Raw genomic sequence first — 25,776 nt, 5'->3', positions numbered from 1 at the left:
AAAACGACAAAACACCAATCTCATTCTGATTACCCTACCGGTGCTGTACAGAATGAACCAGGCGAAAGCTATGTTTCAGGAGTGCAACAATGAGTACATTAAGCCACGCAGCGAGCAGCGCTGAAAAGCGCACCAACGCCCGCTACTGGATAGTGGTGATGCTGTTTATCGTCACATCCTTTAACTATGGTGACCGCGCCACGCTGTCGATTGCCGGTTCGGAAATGGCAAAAGATATCGGCCTTGATCCGGTGGGCATGGGTTACGTTTTCTCCGCATTCTCATGGGCCTACGTCATCGGGCAAATTCCTGGCGGCTGGCTGCTGGACCGTTTTGGATCTAAACGCGTCTATTTCTGGTCCATCTTTATCTGGTCGATGTTTACCCTGTTGCAGGGTTTCGTCGATATCTTCAGCGGCTTCGGCATTATCGTGGCGCTCTTCACGCTGCGCTTCCTGGTAGGTTTAGCGGAAGCACCTTCTTTCCCGGGGAACAGCCGCATTGTCGCTGCCTGGTTCCCGGCGCAGGAGAGGGGAACGGCGGTGGCGATTTTCAACTCCGCACAGTACTTCGCAACGGTGATCTTCGCACCAATCATGGGCTGGCTGACGCATGAGGTGGGCTGGTCGCACGTCTTCTTCTTCATGGGTGGGCTTGGGATCGTCATCAGCTTCGTCTGGCTGAAAGTGATCCACGAACCCAACCAGCATCCTGGCGTGAACAAAAAAGAGCTGGAGTACATCGCGGAAGGCGGAGCGCTGATCAACATGGATCAGAAATCCGCAAAAGCAAAAGTCCCGTTCAGCCAGAAATGGGCGCAGATCAAGCAGCTCGTCGGCTCGCGCATGATGATCGGCATCTATCTGGGCCAGTACTGTATTAACGCCTTAACCTACTTCTTCATCACCTGGTTCCCGGTGTACCTGGTGCAGGCTCGCGGCATGTCGATTCTGAAAGCGGGATTTGTCGCGTCGGTTCCGGCAATCTGCGGCTTCGTCGGCGGCGTGCTCGGCGGAGTGATTTCCGACTGGCTGATGCGCCGCACGGGGTCACTGAACATCGCGCGTAAAACCCCGATTGTGCTCGGCATGCTGCTCTCCATGACCATGGTGTTCTGTAACTACGTCAACGCCGAATGGATGATTATCGGCTTTATGGCGATGGCCTTCTTCGGCAAAGGCATTGGCGCGCTGGGCTGGGCGGTGATGGCGGATACGGCGCCGAAAGAGATCAGCGGCCTGAGCGGCGGTCTGTTCAACATGTTCGGCAACATCTCCGGGATTGTTACGCCTATCGCTATCGGCTACATCGTTGGCACCACCGGCTCTTTCAACGGTGCGCTGATCTATGTTGGGGTGCATGCGCTGGTGGCGGTGCTGAGTTACCTGGTGCTGGTGGGGGATATCAAGCGCGTCGAACTTAAACCTGTTGCGGAGCGTGGATGATGACAACGCAATCGAGCCCAACCGTTACGGAGATGAAGGTTATTCCGGTGGCCGGGCAGGACAGCATGCTGCTCAATATTGGCGGGGCGCATAGCGCCTGGTTTACCCGTAATATCGTCGTGCTGAAAGACAGCGCAGGGAATACCGGCGTGGGCGAGGCGCCAGGCGGAGAGGTGATCTACCAGACGCTGGTCGATGCCGTTCCGCAGGTGGTGGGGCAGGAGGTCGCCCGTCTGAACAAGGTGGTTCAGCGGGTGCATAAGGGCAATCAGTCGGCGGACTTTGACACGTTCGGTAAAGGTGCCTGGACGTTCGAACTGCGGGTCAACGCGGTCGCCGCGCTGGAGGCCGCCCTGCTCGACTTACTGGGTAAGGCGCTCAATGTTCCGGTTTGCGAGCTGCTGGGGCCCGGTAAACAGCGCGATGCGGTAACGGTGCTGGGCTATCTGTTCTACGTGGGCGATCGCAATAAGACCGATCTCCCGTATCTGGCTCGATCCACGGGCGATCACGACTGGTATCGCCTGCGCCACCAGGAAGCGCTCTCCAGCGACGCGGTGGTGCGTCTGGCCGAGGCGGCGCAGGATCGCTACGGCTTTAAGGATTTCAAGCTGAAGGGCGGCGTGCTGCCCGGCGAGCAGGAGATTGAAACGGTCCGGGCGCTGAAAAAACGCTTTGCGGATGCGCGGATCACCGTCGATCCCAACGGCGCATGGCTGCTGGATGAAGCCATTAGCCTATGTAAAGGGCTGGGGGATGTCCTGACCTATGCAGAAGATCCCTGCGGTGCGGAGCAGGGCTTCTCGGGCCGTGAAGTCATGGCCGAGTTTCGTCGCGCCACCGGGCTGCCTGTCGCGACCAATATGATCGCCACCAACTGGCGTGAAATGGGTCATGCAGTGATGCTGAACGCTGTCGACATTCCGCTGGCGGACCCTCACTTCTGGACGCTTTCAGGCGCGGTTCGCGTGGCGCAGCTCTGCGATGACTGGGGGCTGACCTGGGGCTGTCACTCGAACAACCACTTTGATATTTCGCTGGCGATGTTTACCCACGTTGGCGCGGCGGCGCCGGGTAACCCGACCGCCATCGACACCCACTGGATTTGGCAGGAAGGGGAAGCCCGCCTGACGAAAAATCCGCTGGAAATCATCAATGGCAAGATTGCCGTACCGGATGCGCCGGGGCTGGGCGTGGAGATTGACTGGGATCAGATCCATAAAGCCCATGAGGCGTATAAAAAGCTACCGGGCGGCGCGCGTAACGACGCGGGCCCGATGCAGTACCTTATCCCCGGCTGGACATTTGACCGTAAGCGCCCTGTTTTTGGACGTCACTGATAAAAGGATTACACGATGAGTACTTTTTCTACCCCTGTAGTCACCGCCATGCAGATCGTTCCGGTTGCGGGCCATGACAGCATGCTGATGAACCTGAGCGGCGCGCATGCGCCATTCTTCACCCGCAATATTGTCATTATCAAAGACAATTCCGGCCATACGGGCGTGGGCGAAATTCCGGGCGGGGAGAAGATCCGCCAGACGCTGGAAGATGCTATTCCGCTGGTGGTGGGCAAAACGCTGGGTGAGTATAAAAATGTCCTCAACACCGTGCGCAATACCTTTGCCGATCGCGATGCCGGAGGGCGTGGCCTGCAGACCTTCGACCTGCGCACCACCATTCACGTGGTGACCGGAATTGAATCCGCGATGCTGGATCTGCTGGGTCAGCATCTGGGCGTTAACGTTGCGTCGCTGTTGGGCGAGGGGCAGCAGCGCAGTGAAGTGGAAATGCTGGGTTATCTGTTCTTTGTCGGCGACCGCAGGCTGACGCCGTTGCCTTATCAGAGCCAGCCGGATGAACAATGCGACTGGTATCGACTTCGCCACGACGAGGCGATGACCCCGGATGCGGTGGTGCGCCTGGCGGAAGCCGCGTACGAAAAATATGGCTTTAATGATTTCAAACTGAAGGGCGGCGTGCTGGCCGGTGAGGAAGAGGCGGAAGCCGTCACCGCGCTGGCAAAACGTTTCCCGCAGGCGCGCGTGACGCTGGATCCGAACGGCGCGTGGTCGCTTGATGAAGCGATCAAAATTGGTAAGCAGCTGAAAGGCGTGCTGGCGTATGCGGAAGATCCGTGTGGGGCTGAACAGGGCTTCTCGGGCCGTGAAGTCATGGCGGAATTCCGTCGCGCCACGGGGCTGCCGACCGCGACCAATATGATTGCCACCGACTGGCGTCAGATGGGACACACCCTGTCATTGCAGTCCGTCGATATTCCGCTGGCAGACCCGCACTTCTGGACGATGCAGGGGTCGGTGCGCGTGGCGCAAATGTGCCACGAGTTTGGCCTGACCTGGGGCTCGCACTCTAATAACCACTTCGACGTGTCGCTGGCGATGTTCACGCACGTTGCCGCCGCGGCGCCGGGCACGATTACCGCTATCGACACGCACTGGATCTGGCAGGAAGGTAATCAGCGTCTGACTAAGCAGCCGTTTGAGATCAAGGGTGGCATGGTGCAGGTGCCTTCCACGCCGGGGCTGGGGGTTGAACTGGATATGGACCAGGTCATGAAAGCCCATGAGCTGTATCAAAAACACGGTCTGGGCGCGCGCGACGATGCGATGGCGATGCAGTATCTGATCCCCGACTGGACATTCGACAATAAACGCCCGTGCATGGTACGATAAACGCATTGGGACCGCTCCCACGAGCGGTCTTTTACGTGGTGTATGCTTAACGTAACGACTATGCGTAAGGATGGCTTATGAAAATTGTTATCGCACCGGACTCGTATAAGGAAAGTTTGAGTGCGCTTGAGGTTGCGACAGCGATAGAACGTGGTTTTCGCGAGATCTTTCCCGAGGCAGTTTACGTCAAACTACCGGTCGCGGACGGTGGCGAAGGGACGGTTGAGGCGATGATCGCGGCAACGCAGGGACGCATTGTACATGTTCCGGTGACCGGCCCGCTGGGTGAGCGCGTGGAAGGATTTTATGGCTTATCCGGTGACGAGCAGAGTGCCTTTATTGAAATGGCGGCGGCTAGCGGCCTCGAGCTGGTCGTCCCTTCGCAGCGTAATCCCCTGAAAACCACCTCGTGGGGCACGGGCGAACTTATTCGTCACGCGCTGGACGCAGGCGTTAAGCATATCATCATCGGCATTGGCGGCAGCGCCACCAATGACGGCGGAGCAGGGATGGTGCAGGCGTTGGGGGCAAAGCTGCTGGACGACAGCGGGCAGCCCCTTGGGCAGGGCGGGGGCGAGCTGGGAAAACTCGCGCGTATCGACCTGAGCGGGCTGGACAGACGTCTGGCGGAGTGCCGGATAGAGGTCGCCTGTGATGTGACGAATCCGCTCACCGGTAAGGATGGCGCGTCAGCCGTATTTGGTCCGCAAAAGGGGGCCACTCCCGAGATGATCGTCACCCTGGACAACGCGCTGGCGCAGTATGCGAGGGTCATTGCCCGGGATCTGGACATTGATGTGCTAAACCTTGCTGGCGGCGGCGCGGCGGGTGGCATGGGGGCCGCGCTGTACGCCTTTTGCGGCGCGCAGCTGCGCCAGGGCATTGAGATCGTGACCGATGCACTACACCTGGCCGACCAGGTGGCCGATGCGGATCTGGTGATCACGGGAGAAGGCCGCATCGACAGCCAGACGATCCACGGCAAAGTCCCGGTGGGCGTGGCGAAAGTGGCGAAACGCTTTAACAAACCCGTCATCGGCATTGCAGGCAGCCTGACGGCGGACGTTGGCGTGGTACACGATCACGGTATTGATGCGGTGTTTAGCGTGATTTACACCATCTGCTCGCTGGAGGATGCGCTGGAAAATGCCAGCGAGAACGTCAGGATGGCCGCCCGGAATATCGCGGCGGTGCTGAAAGTGGGGCAGGGAATGTAGTTCTCCCTCTCCCTGTGGGAGAGGATCGGGGTGAGGGCATCAGGCCGCACCCGCAATTGCAGGCCCGGTAAGCGTAGCGCCACCGGGCTTTTATCTCAGCTTCCCAGCAACTTCGTCGCTTCGCGCGTTACGTTATCCATCTCATCCAGCAGCTCCAGGAACTCCGGTTCAAGCTCCGATTCCGGCGTGCCGGCACGCAGCTGCTGCTCCAGCAGCTGGCAAAGGTTTTTCAGCCGCGGTACGCCGCTGTACCCGCAGCTGCCGTGCAGCTTGTGGATTGCTTCCAGCAGCGCTTCCGGATTTTCACCCACCAGCTGCTCTTCCACCTTATTGCGAATTTCCGGCAGAAATGCGACCAGCATTTGCAGCATTTCGCGGGCCAAATCGGGTTTACCCGCCGCCTGGCGCAGCGCGAGCTGCCAGTCAAAGGTGGCGTTCTGGTTAACGCTGATTTCAACCGGCTCGCTGGAAACCGTGTACGTCCCGCCAATGTGACCCGGCTTATAGCGTAACAGCAGGTTATGAAGTTTCTCTTCATCGATGGGCTTCGCCAGATAGTCATTCATTCCGGCGCTTAGCAGCTTCTCTTTCTGACCGGCCATCGCGTGAGCGGTGACCGCAATGACCGGGGTTTGCTGCTGGTGCGGCAGCTGGTGGATCAGCTCGCAGGCCCGAATGCCATCCATGCCCGGCATCTGAATATCCATCAGGATTAAATCGAACTGCATCTGCTTCGCCTGTTCAACCGCCTGCGCGCCGCTGGTGCAGAGCTCAACGTGCTGAACCTGGTCTTCAAGCAATGCGCCAATCAGCTTCAGGTTGGCTTGATTATCATCCACCGCCATCACGCTCATGGGCAATTTTTGCTCATCGTTAATCAGCGGGAGAGCATGCTGGCTAAGACGGCAATATTCCGTGAGCGCGGGCAGGAGGCGGGTCGAGGTGAGCGGCTTCAGCAGACACGCGGCGGCTCCGTCGTTTTTCAACTCCTCTGCATTAATCTGGGCATGGCAGGGTAGCGCCAGCAGCAGATAGTCGGTCATTGAGGCGGCTTTCGCCAGCCGCTCCTGCTGCATGGTCAGTTCGCCGGTGAAGGTAACCGGGATCCCCATCAGCAGAATATCGTAGTGCTCAACGGCAAGCGCTGAGAAGGTTGGGCTGTAGACCACCTCCAGCGGCGTGGTGCTTAAAATATCGAGCGCGCACTGCGCTGCCGCCGCGTTAGGTTCGACGTAGGCCAGACGCTTGCCTTTCAGGCAGTCCGTCACCGGACCGTCGGTCAATACGTTCGGGTTGAGGTCCAGATTAATGTGGAACCAGAAGGTTGAGCCGCGGTTCGGCTGGCTGTGGAAAGAGATATCGCCGCCCATCTCGTTCACCAGGCGCTGCGTGATCACCAGCCCCAGGCCGGTACCGCCATGACGGCGGGAGATACTGGCGTCCGCCTGACGGAACGCCTGGAAAAGACGCGACTGATCACGCTCAGGAATACCGATGCCGGTATCGCGGATCTGGACTTCAATCTGCACCTTATTGCTGCTGATGGAGCGTTTTTCTACCAGAATGTCGATGTTACCGCTTTCGGTGAATTTAATCGCATTCCCGACAAGGTTGGTAATGACCTGCTGCAGGCGCAGCGGATCGCCAATGACGTTATCCGGCACGTCGTTTTTAATGTTGAGCGTCAGCTCAAGGCCTTTGTCGTGCGACGAGTGCGCGAGCAGCGTCACCACCTCATCGAGCGTACTGCGCAGCGGGAACGGAATACTCTCCAGGATCAGCTTGCCCGCTTCCAGTTTGGAGAAGTCGAGCACGTCGTTGATGATCGCCAGCAGGTTGTTGGCCGAACGTTCAATGGTGTGCAGGTGATCGCGCTGAGTCGGGTTAAGCTCGCTTTTCAGCGTCAGGCGGGTAAAGCCGATCACGCCATTGAGCGGCGTACGCAGCTCGTGCGACATATTGGCCAGGAATTCCGACTTAATACGTGCCGCTTCCTGGGCGCGCTTTTTCGCCAGATCCAGCTCAACGTTCTGGATCTCCATCTGCTCCAGCGTTTCGCGCAGGTCGGACGTGGCCTGGTCAACGTTGTGCTGCATCTCTTCGTGATACGCCGCCAGCGACATGGCCATCGAGTTGATGCCGTTCTTCAGCATGTCCAGCTCGCCCAGCATAAACCCTTCCACCCGGCTGTCGAGCTGTCCCCGGCGGATGCGGTCAACCGTATTAACCATGTTGCGGATGGGGCCCGTCACGTCGCGCATCAGGCGCCATCCGAAGATCAGCGCAATGCCAATGCAGAACAGCATCATCACGCCAGAGATGAAGATTTCTTTGTACTGCTGGAGCCGGACCGACTTGAGATCCAGCTCCAGCGCCACATATCCCAGCATATTGTTGCTGGATTTGGCGTCGGATTGCGCTGACTCATCGGGTGAATAGCTTTCCGATACGATCGGCGTGCGCAGGATCATGATATCACCGCGCCGCAGTACGGTGAGGTGGCGCGGGAACGGCGTACCATCCGGGATCTTCAGGGCCGCCGGATCGAGATGAAAATTCGAGGTGACAAACAGGCGGTTATGTTCGTCGTAAACGGAAATGGCGCGTACGATGTCCGAGTGACGGCGGTGGAGCACGCTGATTAACTGACCAATGGATTCGCGGTTTTGCAGGTTCATACCGTACTCGCTGGAAACGGCAAGCGGTTCGATAATGCTGGCGCCTGCATCCTCCAGCTGCCGCTGCAAATCGTTATAGCGGTGCACCACAAAGAAGATACTCAGCAGCAAACCGATGAGAACGGTGGGGGCGAGGATCAAAATCATCATGCGCGCGCGCAGGCTGTAGTTGGTCATGGCGTTCCGTTATGGGACAATTAAGATAATTATGTTTATGTGAGAAAAATCTCGGCGATGGCGCAATTCTACTCTGCAAAGCGACGCGTGACGACGCGTCAAATCATTACTGTTGAAGCCACGGACCTCGATCCGTTTGGTCAGGGAGTGGCACGTCACAATGGTAAGGCTCTGTTTATAACAGGTTTGCTGCCAACAGAACGAGCAGAAATTACGCTGACGGAAGATAAACGCCAGTTCGCGCGCGGACAGGTTAAGCGTTGCCTCAACGATAGCCCGGAGCGCGTGAAGCCCCGCTGCCCACATTTTGGCGTTTGCGGGGGCTGCCAGCAACAGCATGCGAGCACAGAATTACAGCAAAAAAGCAAAAGCCGCGCGCTGGCGCGTCAGCTTAAACATGACGTTAACGAAATTCTTTCCGATGTGCCCTGGGGCTATCGTCGACGCGCGCGCCTGAGCCTCAGCTATCAGCCAAAAACGGCGCGGCTGGAGATGGGGTTTCGCAAGGCCGGCTCCAGTGACATTGTCGATGTGCAGCAGTGCCCCATTTTGGCGCCCCATCTTGAGGCATTGCTTCCGGAAGTGCGCACCTGTCTTTCCGGGCTGGACGGCGTTCGCCACCTCGGGCATGTCGAACTGGTCATGGCAAACAATGGACCGCTGATGGTCCTGCGCCATACCGCGCCGTTGTCGAAAAAAGATCGCGAAAAACTGGAACGCTTTTCGCATTCCCACGACCTGGCGCTTTTCCTTGCACCACAAAGCGAGATACTTGAGCAGGTTACCGGTGAGGCGCCCTGGTATGCGTCAAACGGGCTACGCTTAACGTTCAGCCCGCGGGATTTCATTCAGGTGAATGATGGCGTTAACCAGCAGATGGTTGAGAAAGCGCTGACGTGGCTGGATGTTCAGAAAAGCGATCGGGTGCTCGACCTGTTCTGCGGAATGGGCAACTTTACGCTGCCGCTGGCGCGAAAAGCGGCCAGCGTCGTTGGCGTGGAAGGCGTTGAGGCGCTGGTGGCTAAAGGGCAGGAGAACGCGCTGCAGAACGGCTTGCAAAATGTGACATTCTTTCATCAAAATCTTGAAGAAGATGTCACCCAACAGCCGTGGGCAAAACAGGGCTTTGATAAAATTTTGCTCGACCCGGCGCGTGCCGGTGCCCCGGGTGTGATGGCACATATTATTAAACTCGCGCCGAAGCGTGTGGTCTATGTTTCCTGTAACCCGGCAACGCTTGCCCGGGACAGTGAGGCATTAATCAGCGCGGGTTACCAGATTCAGCGTCTGGCAATGCTGGACATGTTCCCGCACACTGGACATCTGGAATCGATGGTGTTGTTCGAGCACATCTAATTTGTTTGGCTTGTCGACTTCGACAGGCCCAGGTCCCTAAAGGAGAGGACAATGGTTGCGGTAAGAAGTGCACATCTCAATAAAGCTGGGGAATTTGACCCACAAAAATGGATCGCAAGTCTGGGAATTTCCAGCCAGCAGTCGTGTGAACGCTTAACCGAAACCTGGGCCTATTGTCTGCGCACCACGCAGGGGCATCCGGATGCCGATCTTCTCCTCTGGCGCGGCGTGGAGATGGTGGAAATCTTATCCATGCTGAACATGGATATTGAAACGCTGCAGGCCGCGCTTCTCTTCCCCCTCGCGGATGCGGACGTGGTCAGCGAAGACGTGCTGCGCGACAGCGTCGGGAAATCCGTCGTCGCGCTGATCCACGGTGTGCGCGATATGGCGGCTATTCGCCAGCTCAAAGCTGCGCATACCGATTCCGTCTCATCTGAGCAGGTCGATAACGTTCGCCGGATGCTGCTGGCCATGGTGGATGATTTCCGCTGCGTGGTTATCAAGCTTGCCGAGCGTATTGCTCATCTGCGTGAAGTGAAGGACGCGCCGGAAGATGAGCGCGTACTCGCCGCCAAAGAGTGTACAAATATCTATGCGCCGCTGGCGAACCGCTTAGGGATTGGTCAGCTGAAATGGGAGCTGGAAGATTACTGCTTCCGCTATCTGCACCCGGCGGAATATAAACGTATTGCCAAACTCCTGCACGAGCGCCGTATCGACCGCGAGCACTATATCGAGGAATTTGTCGGCGGCCTGCGCCAGGCGATGAAAGAAGAGAACGTGCGCGCCGAAGTCTACGGTCGGCCTAAGCATATCTACAGCATCTGGCGCAAAATGCAGAAGAAACACCTCGCCTTTGACGAGCTGTTTGACGTGCGCGCCGTGCGTATCGTGGCGGAGCGTCTGCAGGACTGCTATGCCGCGCTGGGGATAGTACACACTCACTTCCGTCATCTTCCCGATGAGTTCGATGACTATGTCGCCAACCCCAAACCGAACGGCTATCAGTCTATCCATACCGTTGTGCTTGGCCCTGGCGGCAAAACGGTCGAGATTCAGATTCGCACCAAACAGATGCACGAAGACGCCGAGCTGGGCGTGGCCGCGCACTGGAAATACAAAGAAGGCACGTCCGGCGGAGCGCGTTCTGGCCACGAAGACCGCATTGCCTGGCTGCGCAAGCTGATTGCGTGGCAGGAGGAGATGGCCGACTCCGGCGAGATGCTCGACGAAGTTCGCAGCCAGGTCTTTGACGATCGCGTGTACGTATTTACCCCAAAAGGGGACGTTGTCGACCTGCCGGCGGGCTCTACGCCGCTCGATTTTGCCTACCACATCCACAGCGATGTGGGGCACCGCTGCATCGGGGCGAAAATTGGCGGACGTATCGTACCGTTCACCTATCAACTGCAGATGGGTGACCAGATTGAAATCATTACCCAGAAGCAGCCCAACCCGAGCCGTGACTGGCTTAACCCGAACCTGGGCTACGTTACCACCAGCCGCGGGCGCTCGAAAATTCACGCCTGGTTCCGTAAACAGGATCGTGACAAGAACATCCTTGCCGGCCGCCAGATCCTCGACGACGAGCTGGAGCATATCGGGATAAGCCTGAAAGAGGCGGAGAAATTCCTGCTGCCGCGCTACAACTTTAACGAGCTTGACGAGCTGTTAGCGGCCATTGGCGGCGGTGATATCCGTCTGAATCAGATGGTGAACTTCCTGCAGGCGCAGTTCAATAAGCCAAGCGCGGCAGAGCAGGACGCGGCGGCGCTGAAGCAGCTGCAGCAGAAAACCTACGCCCCGCAGCAGCGCAGCAAAGACAACGGCCGCGTGGTGGTTGAAGGCGTAGGTAACCTGATGCACCACATTGCCCGCTGCTGCCAGCCTATTCCGGGAGACGATATCGTCGGCTTTATCACCCAGGGACGCGGGATTTCGATTCACCGTTCCGATTGTGACCAGCTTGCCGAACTGCAGTCGCATGCGCCGGAGCGCATCGTGGAAGCGGTTTGGGGTGAGAGCTATTCCGCCGGCTACTCGCTGGTGGTGCGCGTCACTGCCAACGACCGCAGCGGGCTGCTGCGCGACATCACGACCATTCTCGCCAACGAGAAGGTCAACGTTCTGGGCGTCGCCAGCCGCAGCGATACCCGCGAGCAGCTTGCCACCATCGATATGACCATCGAAATCTACAACCTGCAGGTGCTGGGCCGCGTGCTCGGCAAACTGAACCAGGTGCCGGATGTGATTGACGCGCGTCGTCTGCACGGCGGATAAGATTTCCCTCTTTTGTAGGCCGGGTAAGGCGTAAGCCGCCACCCGGCATTTTTTTATCAGGACATAACCATGACTCAAATCGACCGCCTGCTTGGCATCATGAAACGCCTGCGCGACCCGGAAAACGGCTGTCCGTGGGACAAAGAGCAGACTTTCGCCACCATCGCCCCGTACACCCTTGAAGAGACCTATGAGGTGCTGGACGCTATTTCCCGCGAAGATTTTGACGACCTGCGCGGCGAGCTGGGCGATCTGCTGTTCCAGGTGGTGTTCTATGCGCAAATGGCGCAGGAAGAAGGGCGCTTTAACTTTGACGATATCTGCGCTGCCATCAGCGACAAGCTTGAGCGCCGTCATCCCCATATCTTCGGCGATGCCACCGCAGGGAACAGCGCTGAGGTGCTGGCCCGCTGGGAGCAGATCAAAAGCGCCGAGCGGGCGGAAAAATCCCAGCACTCGGCGCTGGATGATATTCCGCTGAGCCTGCCCGCGCTGATGCGCGCGCATAAAATCCAGAAGCGCTGCTCCGCCGTCGGTTTTGACTGGACCTCCCTCGGCCCGGTGCTGGATAAAGTGCACGAAGAGATTGACGAAGTCATGCACGAAGCGCAGCAGGCGGTGGTGGATGAAGCAAAGCTTGAGGAAGAGATGGGCGACCTGCTGTTCGCGACCGTCAACCTTTCTCGCCACCTGGGTGTAAAAGCGGAAACCGCCCTGCAAAAAGCCAACCTAAAATTCGAACGACGCTTTCGCGAAGTTGAGCGGATTGTCGCCTCGCGAGGCCTGGAAATGAGCGGAATTGACCTCGAAGCGATGGAAGAAGTCTGGCAGGAAGTAAAGCGGCAGGAATCTGATCTCTAACGAGATTTTGCGATCAAGCGCAATTTGTGTGATTTTTTAAATGACAAGCGCTTGATTTGCGTCAAAAACATTTACCCAAAAGGGGCTATTTTCTCACTCCTTATGTTTGTCATGGCCTGGAATGGAGACGGAGAATGAAAGTTTGTGGCGCTCGCCGTGTTCGGGTATACTACTTTCCCGTCCTGGTTATTCCATCGTTTCACCCTAACTTCTCAGGTTCAGCATGACAACGAACTATATTTTTGTGACCGGCGGGGTCGTATCCTCTCTGGGTAAAGGCATTGCCGCAGCCTCCCTCGCAGCCATTCTTGAAGCCCGTGGCCTCAATGTGACCATGATGAAACTGGATCCGTACATCAACGTCGATCCGGGCACCATGAGCCCAATCCAACACGGGGAAGTGTTCGTTACTGAAGACGGCGCTGAAACCGATCTGGATCTTGGCCACTACGAGCGTTTCATCCGCACCAAAATGACCCGTCGTAACAACTTCACGACTGGCCGCATCTACTCCGACGTTCTGCGTAAAGAGCGCCGTGGTGACTACCTGGGAGCAACCGTTCAGGTTATTCCGCATATCACTAACGCAATCAAAGAACGCATTGTTGCGGGTGGCGAAGGCCACGACGTGGTGCTGGTTGAAATCGGCGGTACCGTGGGTGATATCGAATCCCTGCCATTCCTGGAAGCGATTCGTCAGCTGGCGGTAGATATTGGCCGTGAGCACGCGCTGTTCATGCACCTGACTCTGGTGCCGTACATGGCCGCCGCAGGTGAAGTGAAAACCAAGCCGACTCAGCACTCTGTGAAAGAACTGCTCTCCATTGGTATTCAGCCAGATATCCTGGTTTGCCGCTCCGATCGCGCGGTTCCGGCGAACGAACGTGCGAAAATTGCATTGTTCTGTAACGTGCCTGAAAAAGCCGTTATTTCAATGAAAGATGTCGATTCCATTTATAAAATCCCGGGCCTGTTGAAATCTCAGGGCCTGGACGATTATATTTGTAAACGATTCAGCTTGAACTGTCCGGAAGCGAACCTGTCTGAATGGGAACAGGTTATTTATGAAGAAGCCAACCCGGCAGGCGAAGTGACTATCGGTATGGTCGGCAAGTACATTGAACTGCCGGATGCCTATAAGTCAGTGATCGAAGCGCTGAAACACGGTGGTCTGAAGAACCGTGTTTCCGTGAACATCAAGCTGATTGATTCACAGGATGTTGAAACGCGTGGCGTTGAAATCCTGAAAGATCTGGATGCTATCCTCATCCCTGGCGGCTTCGGCTACCGTGGTGTTGAAGGCAAGATCGCCACCGCGCGCTATGCGCGTGAAAACAATATTCCATACCTCGGCATCTGTCTGGGTATGCAGGTTGCGCTGATCGAATTTGCGCGCAACGTAGCGGGAATGGAAAACGCGAACTCTACGGAATTTGTGCCAGACTGTAAGTACCCTGTTGTGGCGCTTATCACTGAATGGCGTGACGAAGAAGGTAACGTCGAAGTCCGTACCGAGAAGAGCGATCTGGGTGGCACCATGCGTCTTGGCGCACAGGCCTGCCAGCTGTCTGACGATAGCGTGGTTCGCAAGCTGTACGGCGAGCCGGTCATCACCGAGCGCCATCGTCACCGCTATGAAGTCAACAACATGTTGTTGAAACCTATTGAAGCCGCGGGCCTGCGTGTTGCGGGCCGCTCCGGGGATGATCAGTTAGTCGAGATCATTGAAGTGCCAAACCATCCGTGGTTTGTCGCCTGCCAGTTCCACCCGGAATTTACTTCAACGCCACGTGACGGGCATCCGCTGTTTGCAGGCTTCGTGAAGGCCGCCAGCGACTACCAGAAGCGTCAGGCGAAGTAAAAAAAGTTAGAACGGCAACGCGTACCTTTGGTACGCGTTGTTTGTCTGGAGTTTTAGTTTAACTTGTACTGAGGAAAATCTAATGTCCAAAATCGTTAAAGTCATCGGTCGTGAAATCATCGACTCCCGTGGTAACCCGACCGTTGAAGCCGAAGTTCACCTGGAAGGTGGTTTCGTTGGTATGGCTGCTGCTCCATCAGGTGCTTCTACTGGTTCTCGCGAAGCGCTGGAACTGCGCGATGGCGACAAATCCCGCTTCCTGGGCAAAGGCGTACTGAAAGCGGTTGGCGCTGTAAACGGTCCGATTGCTCAGGCAATCCTTGGCAAAGACGCCAAAGACCAGGCTGGCATCGACAAGATCATGATCGATCTGGACGGTACTGAAAACAAATCTAACTTCGGTGCGAACGCAATCCTGGCAGTTTCTCTGGCAAACGCCAAAGCGGCTGCTGCTGCGAAAGGTATGCCACTGTTCGAGCACATCGCTGAACTGAACGGCACCCCAGGCAAATACTCCATGCCTGTACCAATGATGAACATCATCAACGGTGGTGAGCACGCAGACAACAACGTTGATATTCAGGAATTCATGATTCAGCCAGTTGGCGCGAAATCCCTGAAAGAAGCGGTACGTATGGGCTCTGAAGTGTTCCACAACCTGGCTAAAGTTCTGAAAGCTAAAGGTATGAACACTGCTGTTGGTGACGAAGGTGGCTATGCGCCAAACCTGGGTTCTAACGCAGAAGCGCTGGCTGTTATCGCAGAAGCAGTAAAAGCTGCTGGCTACGAGCTGGGCAAAGACATCACCCTGGCGATGGACTGTGCAGCATCTGAATTCTACAAAGACGGTAAATACGTTCTGGCTGGCGAAGGCAACAAAGCGTTCACCTCCGAAGAGTTCACTCACTTCCTGGAAGACCTGACCAAACAGTACCCAATCGTGTCTATCGAAGACGGTCTGGACGAGTCTGACTGGGCTGGCTTCGCATACCAGACTAAAGTACTGGGCGACAAAATCCAGCTGGTTGGTGACGACCTGTTCGTAACCAACACCAAGATCCTGAAAGAAGGCATCGAGAAAGGCATCGTTAACTCCATCCTGATCAAATTCAACCAGATCGGTTCTCTGACCGAAACTCTGGCTGCGATCAAAATGGCGAAAGACGCTGGCTACACCGCTGTTATCTCTCACCGTTCTGGCGAAACTGAAGACGCTACCATTGCCGACCTGGCTGTGGGTACCGCTGCAGGCCAGATCAAAACCGGTTCTATGAGCCGTTCTGACCGTGTTGCTAAATACAACCAGCTGATTCGTATCGAAGAAGCGCTGGGCGAAAAAGCACCATACAACGGTCTGAAAGAGATCAAAGGCCAGGCATAATTGCTTAAGCCTTAAAATGAAAATGCCAGTCGAATGACTGGCATTTTTTTTGGCTATTTAAAATCGACCGCCATTTGCTCCGGAATGGTCAGCCCCTGGGTGGTCTGCACGCAGCGGGCGATGTAGTCCGTAAACCGGGGTGGCTTCGGCATCCCCATGCTCAGCAGCTTATCGTTGCTGAAGCGCACGTTAAGCGTGGCAAACGCACCGTATAAACGCATGGCTTTCAGCATCAGACGTTCGTTGCACGGCCCAAAAATATGCTTCAACTCGCGGCGCATTCTGACCAGCGTTTCGTAGCTGACCTGCGCATATTTATCCCCGACGGGGGCTTTCTCCAGCGCCTGCGCCATTGCCTGATCGATATCCGCAAAGCGAACGCTGTTCTCTTCTCCTGCAGAAATGTGTACCACTTCTCCCGGAAGCGCGTTGCTGGTGAGCAGCATTAACATCGCGTCGGCGCAATAATCCACCGGAACAACGTCGATCCGGTCTTCCATTGAGCACATAAACTTCTGCAGCATCAGGCCCATGCTAAAGACCCAGAAAATGCTGCTCGAGGGTGTGCAGCCGTGACGGGTATGACCGACGACGATGGACGGACGGGCGATGAGCAGCGGCAGGCTAGGGCACTCCTGGCGCATCAGCTGTTCGATGGTTGACTTCGAAAACGTGTATTCCACCAGGTGTTCAGCATTCTCTCTGAATTCAGCGCTTTCGGCGACCAGTGAATCCTGCTCCGGCGTGCATGACATTGCGGTGCCGACGTGGAGGAAACGCTGCAGTCCTGTCACCTGCTCCATACGGCGCGCCAGCGCGAGCGTACCTTCTACGTTGACCTTCCAGATCAGCGGGTTATTACCAAATGAGGCCACGGCCGCACAGTTAACCACATGCGTGACCCGATCCAGACGGGGATCGTTGAGAAAGGCTTCAGGCTGGCTGAGGTCGCCAATCAGGATATTATCCACCTTCAGGGAGGCCAGTTTGTCCTCGGGAACGTTGAACTTGCGCATGTTCTCCAGCACGCGATCCAGCCCGCTCTGCGGATCGCTGGCGCGCGCAAGCAAAAGGAGTTTTGCAGGTTGATCGCTGGTCAGGATTTTTTCAAGAACTGCACCGCCCAGAAATCCGGTCACGCCTGTAATCAATAACATCTTCATTAATACCGTCTCATTATGATTGATGAGGCGGATTGTAGGCGTGCAAAAGTAAACGGCATTTAAATAATAAAACGCCGAAATCAATGGCGTCTTAAGCTTATTTTAAGGAAAGGGAATCAGGTGGAGATATTGGACACTATCGCAAGGGTAAAAATTCACTCTATTAAAATTTAAATTTTAACTTATTGAATTTAAATATTTTTATGAAGTCTGTGTCGAGTGGTTAACGTAATTCAAAATGTAATAAATATAATAATTTGTTACACCAAACATTTATCGAATAAATGTTTTAAATACCACTTAACTCAAATCAGACAACATAAGGCGCAGGCCGATTTATTTAGCCTGCGAATTATTGTCAGAGCAAAAGGGGAAGCGTGGCGCTGGCTGTTTGTTGACTAACGTCGCCGTAATGACCATCCAGCGCAATCATGGACGTGGTCAGCAGCTCGACCAGCAGCATGACTCCAACCTTAGCATTGAGCGCGCCTGCACTTAGAGGGCCTTCTGGTTTGGCGGCAACCAGCTGCATGTCGCTCAGAGAGGCCAGCGGGCTGCGGGGCGTATTGCTGAGCGCCAGAACCTTAACGCCGCGCTTGCGGGCAAGCTTCACCACGTGGAGTAAATCCCGCGTTGAACCCGAACTGGAGATGGCCACAACCAGCGTATCTTTCGAAAGCGTTGTCGCATTCATGGCCGCGCGGTGCATATCGCTAAACAGCTGTGCGGGTTTGCCCAGCCGTAACAGCTTGTAATGCAGATACTCGCCGAGGATCGCGCTGGCCGCGACGCCATAAATCTGCACGGATTGCGCCTGATGCAGCGCCAGCGCCGCCTTTTCAAGCAGCGCGCGGTCGAGGAGTCTGGCGGTATCCTGCAAAGCCTGCACCGACTCATCCACGACGTTATCAATCGCATCCCCCGCCTGACGCGCGGGCTGGCCCTGCTGAATATCCAGCGCAAGCGCCATTTTAAATTCGTTATAGCCCTTGCAGCCCAGCGTCCGGCAAAGGCGCGTGACGCTTGCCTCGCTGGTGTGGCTCTCGCGCGCCAGTTCAGTGATCGTCAGGTAGAGCACCCGGGCAGGATCGCTGAGGACAAACTCGCCGAGTTTTTGTTGCGTTGGGCTGTACCCGGAAGCCTCCTGGCGGAGCTTCAGCAGCAGATTTTCATGGTCCGACATGCCACGTCCTTAATGTGTTTCGCTGCGACTAGTGTGGCGGAAAGGAGGGGAAAGATGCCAGTCATTTTGAAAAAGTATGATCGGCTTCCTGGTTTTTGATGGTAATTTTCACTGCGTGATATTTATATGGTAAAAATTTTCATCGTTTAATGGGGAGATGAAAAAATGATGCAAATGTTCAGTGGTGCTTCTTCGGGGGGATGGTTTGAAAAAGCGCAGCGCTTTGGCAAATCCTTTATGTTGCCCATCGCCGTGCTGCCCGCGGCGGGTCTGCTGCTGGGGATAGGCGGCGCGTTATCCAATCCCAACACGCTGGCGGCCTATCCGTTTTTAGACGTGGGCTGGCTTCAGGCTATTTTCACCATCATGAGCAGCGCAGGTTCAATCGTGTTTGCAAACCTCTCGGTGCTGTTTGCGGTTGGGGTTGCCGTCGGGTTGGCAAAAAGCGATAAGGGCACGGCTGGGCTGGCGGCGCTGCTCGCGTTTCTGGTGATGAATGCCACCATCAACGCGCTGCTGATCCTCACCGGCAAACTGGCGCATGAGAATCCGGGTGCAGTTGGGCAGGGCATGACGCTGGGGATCCAGACGCTGGAAACCGGCGTGTTTGGCGGCGTGGTGATTGGTCTGGTGACCTGCACGCTCCATCATCGGTTTAATAAAATTGCGCTTCCGCAGTTCCTCGGGTTCTTTGGCGGCTCGCGCTTTGTTCCCATCATCAGCTCGCTGGCGGCGATACTCGTCGGCGCGCTCATGACCGTGGTCTGGCCGCATTTCCAGAAACTGATTTTTGGTCTCGGCGGGCTGGTGGATGCCACCGGCTATCTGGGCACACTGCTGTACGGCTTTATTTTACGCATGCTGGGCCCGTTTGGTTTGCACCACATCTTCTATCTGCCGTTCTGGACTACCGCGCTCGGCGGCAGTGAGATTGTTAACGGTCACCTCGTTGAGGGAACACAGCGGATCTTCTTCGCCCAGCTGGCCGACCCGAACACGCAGCATTTCTATGAGGGCACGTCGCGCTTCATGTCCGGGCGCTTTATTACGATGATGTTTGGCCTGCTCGGCGCGTGTCTGGCGATGTACCACACGGCAAAACCGGAGAACAAAAAGCGCGTTGCCGGGCTGCTGCTCTCTGCGGCGCTAACCTCGTTCCTGACCGGGATTACCGAGCCTATCGAGTTTTCCTTCCTGTTTATTGCACCGGTACTTTACGTCATTCATGCGCTGTTTGACGGACTGGCGTTCATGCTCGCGCACATGCTGCATATCACCATCGGTCAAACCTTCTCCGGCGGTTTTATCGACTTCGTGCTGTTCGGCATTTTGCAGGGGGAGGCCAAAACCAACTGGATGTTCGTTCCGCTGGTGGGCGTGCCGTGGTTCTTCCTTTACTACTTCACCTTCCGCTATCTGATTAACCGTTTCGATTTTGCCACGCCGGGTCGGGAAAAGGAGGCGATGGCCAGCGAAGTGACCTTCTCGCAGAGCGAGCGCGCCGTTGCGGTGATCGCGGGATTAGGCGGAAAAGAGAATCTGGAAGAGGTGGACTGCTGCGCCACGCGGCTTCGCGTCACGGTGAAGGACGGCAGCAAAGTGAATGACGCGGCGCTGAAAGCCACCGGCGCGCGCGGCGTCATCGTGCGCGGTAACGGTGTTCAGGTCATTTATGGCCCGCACGTCACGATTATCAAAAACGAAGTGGAAGAGATCTTATCGTAATGAAAACTGTACTGGATAACCTGAAGGGAAAACTGGTCGTCTCCTGTCAGGCGCTGGAAAATGAACCGCTGCACAGCCCGTTTATTATGTCGCGGATGGCGCTGGCGGCGGCACAGGGCGGGGCCGCCGCCATTCGTGCCAACAGCGTAGTGGATATTGAGGCCATTAAGCAGCAGGTCTCTTTGCCTGTTATCGGCATCATCAAACGGGATTACCCGGAAAGCGAGGTGTTTATCACCGCCACGATGAAAGAGGTGGATGAGCTGATGGCCGCCTCTCCGGAAATCATTGCGCTTGATGCGACGGCGCGGGAGCGTCCCGGTGGTGAATCCCTGGAAACGCTGGTCACGCGCATTCGCTCGCGCTACCCCTCGGTACTGCTGATGGCGGATATTTCCACCGTGGGCGAAGCCTTGACGGCGCAGGCGCTTGGCTTTGACTGCGTCGGAACCACGCTTTACGGCTATACGGCGGAAACGGCGGGCCATTCGCTTCCGGAAAATGACTGCGCGTTCCTGAAGGCCGTGCTGGCCGCCGTTACGGTTCCCGTGATTGCCGAAGGCAACGTGGATACGCCTGAACGCGCGGCCAGATGCCTGGCGCTGGGCGCGCATACGGTCGTCGTCGGCGGCGCGATCACCCGTCCACAGCAAATTACCGAGCGTTTTATGGCGGCGATTGGCGCGCAAAGCACCGATGGAGCATGACCATCCGGCGGGGATCTGCGATACTTATCGTTTATCCCCTTTACTGAGATGACTATGCAGTACCCGATTAACGAGATGTTCCAGACCCTGCAAGGCGAGGGTTACTTTACCGGCGTTCCCGCTATTTTCATTCGTTTACAGGGATGCCCGGTTGGCTGTGCCTGGTGTGATACCAAACATACGTGGGATAAGCTCGCAGATCGGGAAGTGTCGCTGTTTAGCATTCTGGCGAAAACCAAAGAGAGCGATAAGTGGGGCGCGGGCAGTTCTGAAGATCTGCTGGCCATTATTGGTCGTCAGGGCTGGACGGCGCGCCACGTCGTGATCACCGGCGGTGAACCCTGCATCCACGATTTGACGCCGCTGACCGAGCTGCTCGAAAAGAACGGCTACAGCTGCCAGATTGAGACCAGCGGCACCCATGAGGTGCGCTGTTCACACACGACCTGGGTGACGGTATCGCCAAAAGTGAATATGCGCGGCGGGTATGACGTGCTGTCGCAGGCGCTGGAACGCGCGGATGAGATTAAGCACCCGGTAGGGCGCGTGCGTGATATTGAAGCGCTGGATGAACTGCTGGCCACGCTGACGGATGAAAAGCAGCGCGTCATTGCGCTACAGCCGATCAGCCAGAAAGACGACGCGACGCGCCTGTGCATTGAAACCTGTATTGCGCGCAACTGGCGCCTGTCGATGCAGACGCACAAGTACCTGAATATTGCATAAAAAAGCCCGGTGGCGCTAGCGCTTACCGGGCCTACGGTTCGAGGCTCTTGTAGGCCGGGTAAGCGTCAGCGCCACCCGGCAAGCATCACTCCCCGCGATAGATACAGCCGGCGGTGCAGGTCTCTTTGATCATCACTGCGCTCAGCAGCGGCACCAGCGGCTTCATCTGATCCCAAATCCATTTCGCCAGCACTTCGCTGGTCGGGTTTTCAAGGCCCGGGATATCATTCAGGTAGTAATGATCCAGACGATCGTAGGTCGGCTTAAACGCCGCCTTCAGCTCGGCAAAATCCATGATCCAACCGGTATGCGGATCAACTTCACCGGTGATCTCAAGACGCACCATGAACGAATGCCCGTGCAGACGGCCGCATTTATGCCCTTCAGGGACATGCGGAAGGTGGTGGGCGGCTTCGAAGGTGAAATCTTTAAACAGTGTGGTGGACATGATCGCTCTCAGTAATGCGGAAAAAACCGCCGCATAGTACCGGAAAGCACAATTTTTAGCATTAACTAAAACGGCTCTGAAGCCTGGCGTCTCGTTAATGGGCCTTTTTTGATGTTTTTATCGATAATTTTCAGTGGGTTAATTAATCGGTTTTATCGCTAAGTATGACAACTAAAACAGGTTAGTCCATTTGGTTATTTATTATTTCCATCCCTTCTTTAATTGTTATTATCCTCGCCGTTAACCTTATCTTCAGTTTGGATTTATTCGCTTAAAGTCCGCTTGGCTACTGGAACATAACGACGCATGACAACACAGGCCCCACCTTCAAATTTGCTTCCCCTGAACCCGGAGCAACTGGCGCGCCTTCAGGCTGCCACCTCTGATTTTTCTCCCACTCAGCTTGCCTGGGTCTCCGGTTATTTCTGGGGAATGCTCAATCAGCAGCCTGGCGCTGTGGCCGGTGCACCGGCAACGGCCGTTGAAATTCCGGCCATTACCCTGATTTCCGCCTCGCAGACGGGCAATGCGCGTCGCGTGGCCGAAGCGCTGCGTGACGACCTGCTGGCCGCCAAACTGAACGTGAACCTGGTCAACGCCGGGGATTATAAATTTAAGCAAATCGCGTCAGAAAAACTGCTGGTGGTGGTCGCCTCTACCCAGGGCGAAGGTGAACCCGCTGAAGAAGCGGTGGCGCTGCACAAGTTCCTGTTCTCGAAAAAAGCGCCGAAGCTGGATGGCACGGCGTTTGCCGTATTTGGCCTTGGCGATACCTCGTATGAATTCTTCTGCCAGTCCGGTAAAGACTTCGACAGCAGGCTGGCGGAGCTGGGCGCGGAGCGCCTGCTGGACCGCGTTGACGCGGATGTCGAATACCAGACCGCCGCCGCCGAATGGCGTGCCCGCATCGTTGAAGTGTTGAAAGCGCGCGTGCCGAAAGAGACGTCGGCGCAGGCCGCGCTCACCGCGACGGGTGTCGTCAACGACATTCACACCAGCCCGTACACCAAAGAGGCGCCGCTGACGGCGAGCCTGTCGGTGAACCAGAAAATTACCGGACGCGACTCGGAAAAAGACGTGCGCCATATCGAAATCGATCTCGGCGACTCTGGCCTGCGCTATCAGCCGGGCGACGCGCTGGGTATCTGGTATCAGAACGATCCGGCTCTGGTGAAAGAGCTGGTTGAGCTGCTGTGGCTGAAGGGTGACGAGACCGTCACCGTTGATGGCAAAACCCAGCCGCTTGCAGAGGCGCTGCAGTGGCATTTCGAACTGACGGTGAATACCCCGAATATCGTCGAAAATTATGCCACCTTAACGCGCAGCGAATCCCTGCTGCCGCTGGTGGGCGACAAAGCGAAGCTGCAGCATTACGCCGCGACGACGCCAATTGTCGATATGGTGCGTTTCTCTCCGGCTCAGCTGGATGCCGATGCGCTGATCGGCCTGCTGCGTCCGCTGACCCCGCGTCTGTACTCCATCGCCTCTTCGCAGGCCGAAGTGGAGAGTGAAGTGCATGTTACCGTCGGAGTGGTGCGCTACGACATCGAAGGCCGCGCCCGCGCGGGTGGGGCATCTAGCTTCCTGGCGGACCGCGTGGAAGAAGAGGGTGAAGTGCGCGTCTTCATTGAGCACAATGACAACTTCCGCCTGCCGGCGAACCCGGAAACGCCGGTCATCATGATTGGCCCGGGCACCGGCATTGCGCCGTTCCGCGCCTTCATGCAGCAGCGCGCGGCAGATGAAGCGCCGGGTAAAAACTGGCTGTTCTTCGGCAACCCGCACTTTACCGAAGATTTCCTCTACCAGGTTGAATGGCAGCGCTATGTTAAAGAAGGCGTACTGACCCGCATCGATCTGGCCTGGTCCCGCGACCAGAAAGAAAAAGTATACGTACAAGACAAACTGCGCGAACAGGGCGCAGAGCTGTGGCGCTGGATCAATGACGGTGCCCACATTTATGTCTGCGGCGACGCCAATCGCATGGCGAAAGACGTTGAGCAGGCACTGCTGGAAGTGATTGCCGAATTCGGCGGTATGGATGCCGAAACGGCGGATGAATTTTTAAGTGAGCTGCGCGTTGAGCGCCGTTATCAGCGAGATGTCTACTAATGAGCGAAAAACATCCAGGGCCACTGGTGGTCGAAGGTAAACTGACAGACGCCGAGCGCATGAAGCTGGAAAGCAACTATCTGCGCGGCACCATTGCTGAAGATCTGAATGACGGTCTCACCGGCGGTTTCAAAGGCGACAACTTCCTGCTGATCCGCTTCCACGGTATGTACCAGCAGGACGATCGCGACATCCGCGCCGAGCGTGCAGAACAGAAGCTGGAGCCGCGTCATGCGATGCTGCTGCGCTGCCGTCTGCCGGGTGGGGTGATCACCACCAAACAGTGGCAGGCGATCGACAAGTTTGCCGGTGAAAACACGATTTATGGCAGCATCCGCCTGACCAACCGTCAGACCTTCCAGTTCCACGGCATTCTGAAGAAGAACGTGAAGCCGGTGCATCAGATGCTGCACTCGGTCGGGCTGGACGCGCTGGCGACCGCCAACGACATGAACCGTAACGTGCTTTGCACCTCGAACCCGTATGAGTCCGAGCTGCACGCCGAAGCCTATGAGTGGGCGAAGAAGATCTCCGAGCACCTGCTGCCGCGCACCCGCGCCTATGCGGAGATTTGGCTCGATCAGGAAAAAGTCGCCACCACGGACGAAGAACCGATCCTTGGCCAGACCTATCTGCCGCGTAAGTTTAAAACCACGGTCGTGATCCCACCGCAGAACGATATCGATCTGCACGCCAACGACATGAACTTCGTGGCGATTGCCGAAAACGGCAAGCTGATTGGCTTTAACCTGCTGGTGGGCGGCGGCCTGTCCATTGAGCACGGTAATAAGAAAACCTACACCCGTACCGCGAGCGAGTTCGGCTTCCTGCCGCTGGAGCACACGCTGGCCGTGGCGGAAGCGGTAGTAACCACCCAGCGCGACTGGGGCAACCGTACCGACCGTAAAAACGCGAAAACCAAATACACCCTGGAGCGCGTGGGCGTTGAGACGTTCAAAGAGGAAGTGGAGCGTCGCGCAGGCATCAAGTTTGAGCCGATCCGCCCTTACGAATTCACCGGTCGCGGCGATCGCATTGGCTGGGTAAAGGGTATCGATAATAAATGGCACCTGACGCTGTTTATTGAAAACGGCCGTATTCTGGATTATCCGGGCCGTCCGCTGAAAACCGGCCTGCTGGAAATTGCTAAGATCCATAAAGGCGAATTCCGCATTACCGCTAACCAGAATCTGATTATTGCCGGCGTGCCGGAGAGCCAGAAAGCGAAGATCGAGAAGCTGGCGCGCGACCACGGGTTAATGGATGCGGTTAAGCCGCAGCGTGAAAACTCGATGGCCTGCGTGTCGTTCCCGACCTGCCCGCTGGCGATGGCCGAAGCGGAACGTTTCCTGCCGTCATTCACTGACAAGGTAGAAGCGATTCTGGAAAAACACGGAATTCCGGACGAGCATATTGTTATGCGCGTCACCGGCTGCCCGAACGGCTGCGGCCGCGCGATGCTGGCCGAGCTGGGTCTGGTGGGGAAAGCGCCGGGGCGCTATAACCTGCACCTGGGCGGCAACCGTATCGGCACGCGCATTCCGCGTATGTTCCGCGAGAACATTACCGAGCCGGAAATCCTTGATTCCATCGACGAGCTTGTCGGGCGCTGGGCGAAAGAGCGCGAAGCGGGTGAAGGCTTCGGCGACTTTACGGTGCGTGCGGGCATCATTCGCCCGGTGCTCGATCCCGCAAGGGATTTCTGGGAGTAACATCCCGATGGTTTTACAGGTGTTGTAGGCCGGGCAAACGCAGTGCCG

18 protein-coding genes are annotated in these 25,776 nt (G+C 56.5%); 14 read left to right on the top strand and 4 right to left on the bottom strand.

Annotated elements, in window-relative coordinates:
- The first annotated feature begins 89 nt into the window (after nt 1–89).
- The 4 genes from gudP to ACMGGX_RS05420 all read left to right on the top strand — a co-directional run bounded on the left by gudP (nt 90) and on the right by ACMGGX_RS05420 (nt 5,355).
- Nucleotides 90–1,445, top strand: a complete 1,356-nt coding sequence (gene gudP / locus ACMGGX_RS05435) for a galactarate/glucarate/glycerate transporter GudP (RefSeq protein ID WP_023309021.1) — start codon at nt 90–92, stop codon at nt 1,443–1,445.
- Nucleotides 1,445–2,785, top strand: a complete 1,341-nt coding sequence (locus ACMGGX_RS05430) for an enolase C-terminal domain-like protein (protein WP_420298745.1) — start codon at nt 1,445–1,447, stop codon at nt 2,783–2,785. The genes gudP and ACMGGX_RS05430 overlap by 1 nt, the downstream gene beginning before the upstream one ends.
- A gap of 15 nt (nt 2,786–2,800) precedes the next feature.
- Nucleotides 2,801–4,138: a glucarate dehydratase gene (gene gudD, locus ACMGGX_RS05425; RefSeq protein WP_181593776.1), complete on the top strand. Its 1,338-nt coding sequence runs from the start codon at nt 2,801–2,803 to the stop codon at nt 4,136–4,138.
- A 77-nt stretch (nt 4,139–4,215) separates the two neighbouring features.
- A complete protein-coding gene (locus ACMGGX_RS05420; protein WP_032660254.1) occupies nt 4,216–5,355 on the top strand; it encodes a glycerate kinase in 1,140 nt (379 codons plus the stop codon).
- Nucleotides 5,356–5,450: 95 nt separating this feature from the next.
- On the opposite strand, the gene barA is transcribed toward ACMGGX_RS05420, so the two are convergent.
- Complete coding sequence (gene barA, locus ACMGGX_RS05415) at nt 5,451–8,210, bottom strand: two-component sensor histidine kinase BarA (protein ID WP_047059997.1); 2,760 nt, start codon at nt 8,208–8,210, stop codon at nt 5,451–5,453.
- 57 nt (nt 8,211–8,267) lie between these two features.
- Here barA and rlmD point away from each other — a divergent pair, with 57 nt between their 5' ends.
- From rlmD to eno, 5 genes are all read left to right on the top strand, one after another.
- Nucleotides 8,268–9,566: a 23S rRNA (uracil(1939)-C(5))-methyltransferase RlmD gene (rlmD, locus tag ACMGGX_RS05410; RefSeq protein ID WP_420298142.1), complete on the top strand. Its 1,299-nt coding sequence runs from the start codon at nt 8,268–8,270 to the stop codon at nt 9,564–9,566.
- Between the two features lie 51 nt (nt 9,567–9,617).
- A complete protein-coding gene (gene relA, locus ACMGGX_RS05405) occupies nt 9,618–11,849 on the top strand; it encodes a GTP diphosphokinase (protein ID WP_023309015.1) in 2,232 nt (743 codons plus the stop codon).
- Nucleotides 11,850–11,918: 69 nt separating this feature from the next.
- Entirely contained in the window at nt 11,919–12,710 is a 792-nt protein-coding gene (gene mazG, locus ACMGGX_RS05400; RefSeq protein ID WP_023333241.1) for a nucleoside triphosphate pyrophosphohydrolase, read from the top strand.
- Nucleotides 12,711–12,933: 223 nt separating this feature from the next.
- On the top strand, nt 12,934–14,571 hold the full coding sequence (gene pyrG, locus ACMGGX_RS05395) for a glutamine hydrolyzing CTP synthase (RefSeq protein WP_023309013.1): 1,638 nt from the start codon (nt 12,934–12,936) through the stop codon (nt 14,569–14,571).
- 82 nt (nt 14,572–14,653) lie between these two features.
- Nucleotides 14,654–15,952 (top strand): phosphopyruvate hydratase, encoded by a 1,299-nt coding sequence (gene eno / locus ACMGGX_RS05390; RefSeq protein ID WP_023309012.1) that lies wholly within the window; start codon nt 14,654–14,656, stop codon nt 15,950–15,952.
- Nucleotides 15,953–16,005: 53 nt separating this feature from the next.
- Here the strand turns inward: eno and ACMGGX_RS05385 are convergent, their stop codons facing one another.
- Nucleotides 16,006–17,115 carry an SDR family oxidoreductase gene (locus ACMGGX_RS05385; RefSeq protein WP_420298141.1) on the bottom strand — a complete coding sequence of 370 codons (1,110 nt, stop codon included), beginning with the start codon at nt 17,113–17,115 and terminating at the stop codon, nt 16,006–16,008.
- Nucleotides 17,116–17,473: 358 nt separating this feature from the next.
- Entirely contained in the window at nt 17,474–18,298 is an 825-nt protein-coding gene (locus ACMGGX_RS05380; RefSeq protein WP_181593770.1) for a MurR/RpiR family transcriptional regulator, read from the bottom strand.
- 165 nt (nt 18,299–18,463) lie between these two features.
- On the opposite strand from ACMGGX_RS05380, the gene ACMGGX_RS05375 reads away from it, so the two are divergent.
- Genes ACMGGX_RS05375 through queE form a run of 3 tightly spaced genes read left to right on the top strand, consistent with a single transcriptional unit; the run spans nt 18,464 to nt 21,456 of the window.
- A complete protein-coding gene (locus ACMGGX_RS05375; RefSeq protein WP_039263350.1) occupies nt 18,464–20,023 on the top strand; it encodes a PTS transporter subunit EIIC in 1,560 nt (519 codons plus the stop codon).
- Nucleotides 20,023–20,730 (top strand): N-acetylmannosamine-6-phosphate 2-epimerase, encoded by a 708-nt coding sequence (locus tag ACMGGX_RS05370; protein WP_348561836.1) that lies wholly within the window; start codon nt 20,023–20,025, stop codon nt 20,728–20,730. Before ACMGGX_RS05375 ends, ACMGGX_RS05370 begins: the two co-directional genes overlap by 1 nt.
- A gap of 54 nt (nt 20,731–20,784) precedes the next feature.
- The gene (gene queE / locus ACMGGX_RS05365) at nt 20,785–21,456 is read left to right on the top strand and encodes a 7-carboxy-7-deazaguanine synthase QueE (RefSeq protein WP_023333236.1); all 672 of its coding nucleotides are present in this window, start codon (nt 20,785–20,787) and stop codon (nt 21,454–21,456) included.
- Nucleotides 21,457–21,541: 85 nt separating this feature from the next.
- On the opposite strand, the gene queD is transcribed toward queE, so the two are convergent.
- Nucleotides 21,542–21,904, bottom strand: coding sequence for a 6-carboxytetrahydropterin synthase QueD (gene queD, locus ACMGGX_RS05360; RefSeq protein ID WP_023309002.1), 363 nt, complete (start codon nt 21,902–21,904; stop codon nt 21,542–21,544).
- Between the two features lie 306 nt (nt 21,905–22,210).
- On the opposite strand from queD, the gene cysJ reads away from it, so the two are divergent.
- On the top strand, nt 22,211–24,016 hold the full coding sequence (cysJ, locus tag ACMGGX_RS05355; protein WP_181593767.1) for an NADPH-dependent assimilatory sulfite reductase flavoprotein subunit: 1,806 nt from the start codon (nt 22,211–22,213) through the stop codon (nt 24,014–24,016).
- On the top strand, nt 24,016–25,728 hold the full coding sequence (gene cysI / locus ACMGGX_RS05350; RefSeq protein ID WP_420298140.1) for an assimilatory sulfite reductase (NADPH) hemoprotein subunit: 1,713 nt from the start codon (nt 24,016–24,018) through the stop codon (nt 25,726–25,728). Before cysJ ends, cysI begins: the two co-directional genes overlap by 1 nt.
- Nucleotides 25,729–25,776 lie beyond the last annotated feature (48 nt).

The organism is Enterobacter sp. BNK-29, assembly GCF_048684785.1.
In the GTDB taxonomy this organism is placed as follows: domain Bacteria; phylum Pseudomonadota; class Gammaproteobacteria; order Enterobacterales; family Enterobacteriaceae; genus Enterobacter; species Enterobacter cloacae_M.
Note: the sequence above shows the minus strand (reverse complement) of the source record. Positions and strands in the feature narration are given on the sequence as shown.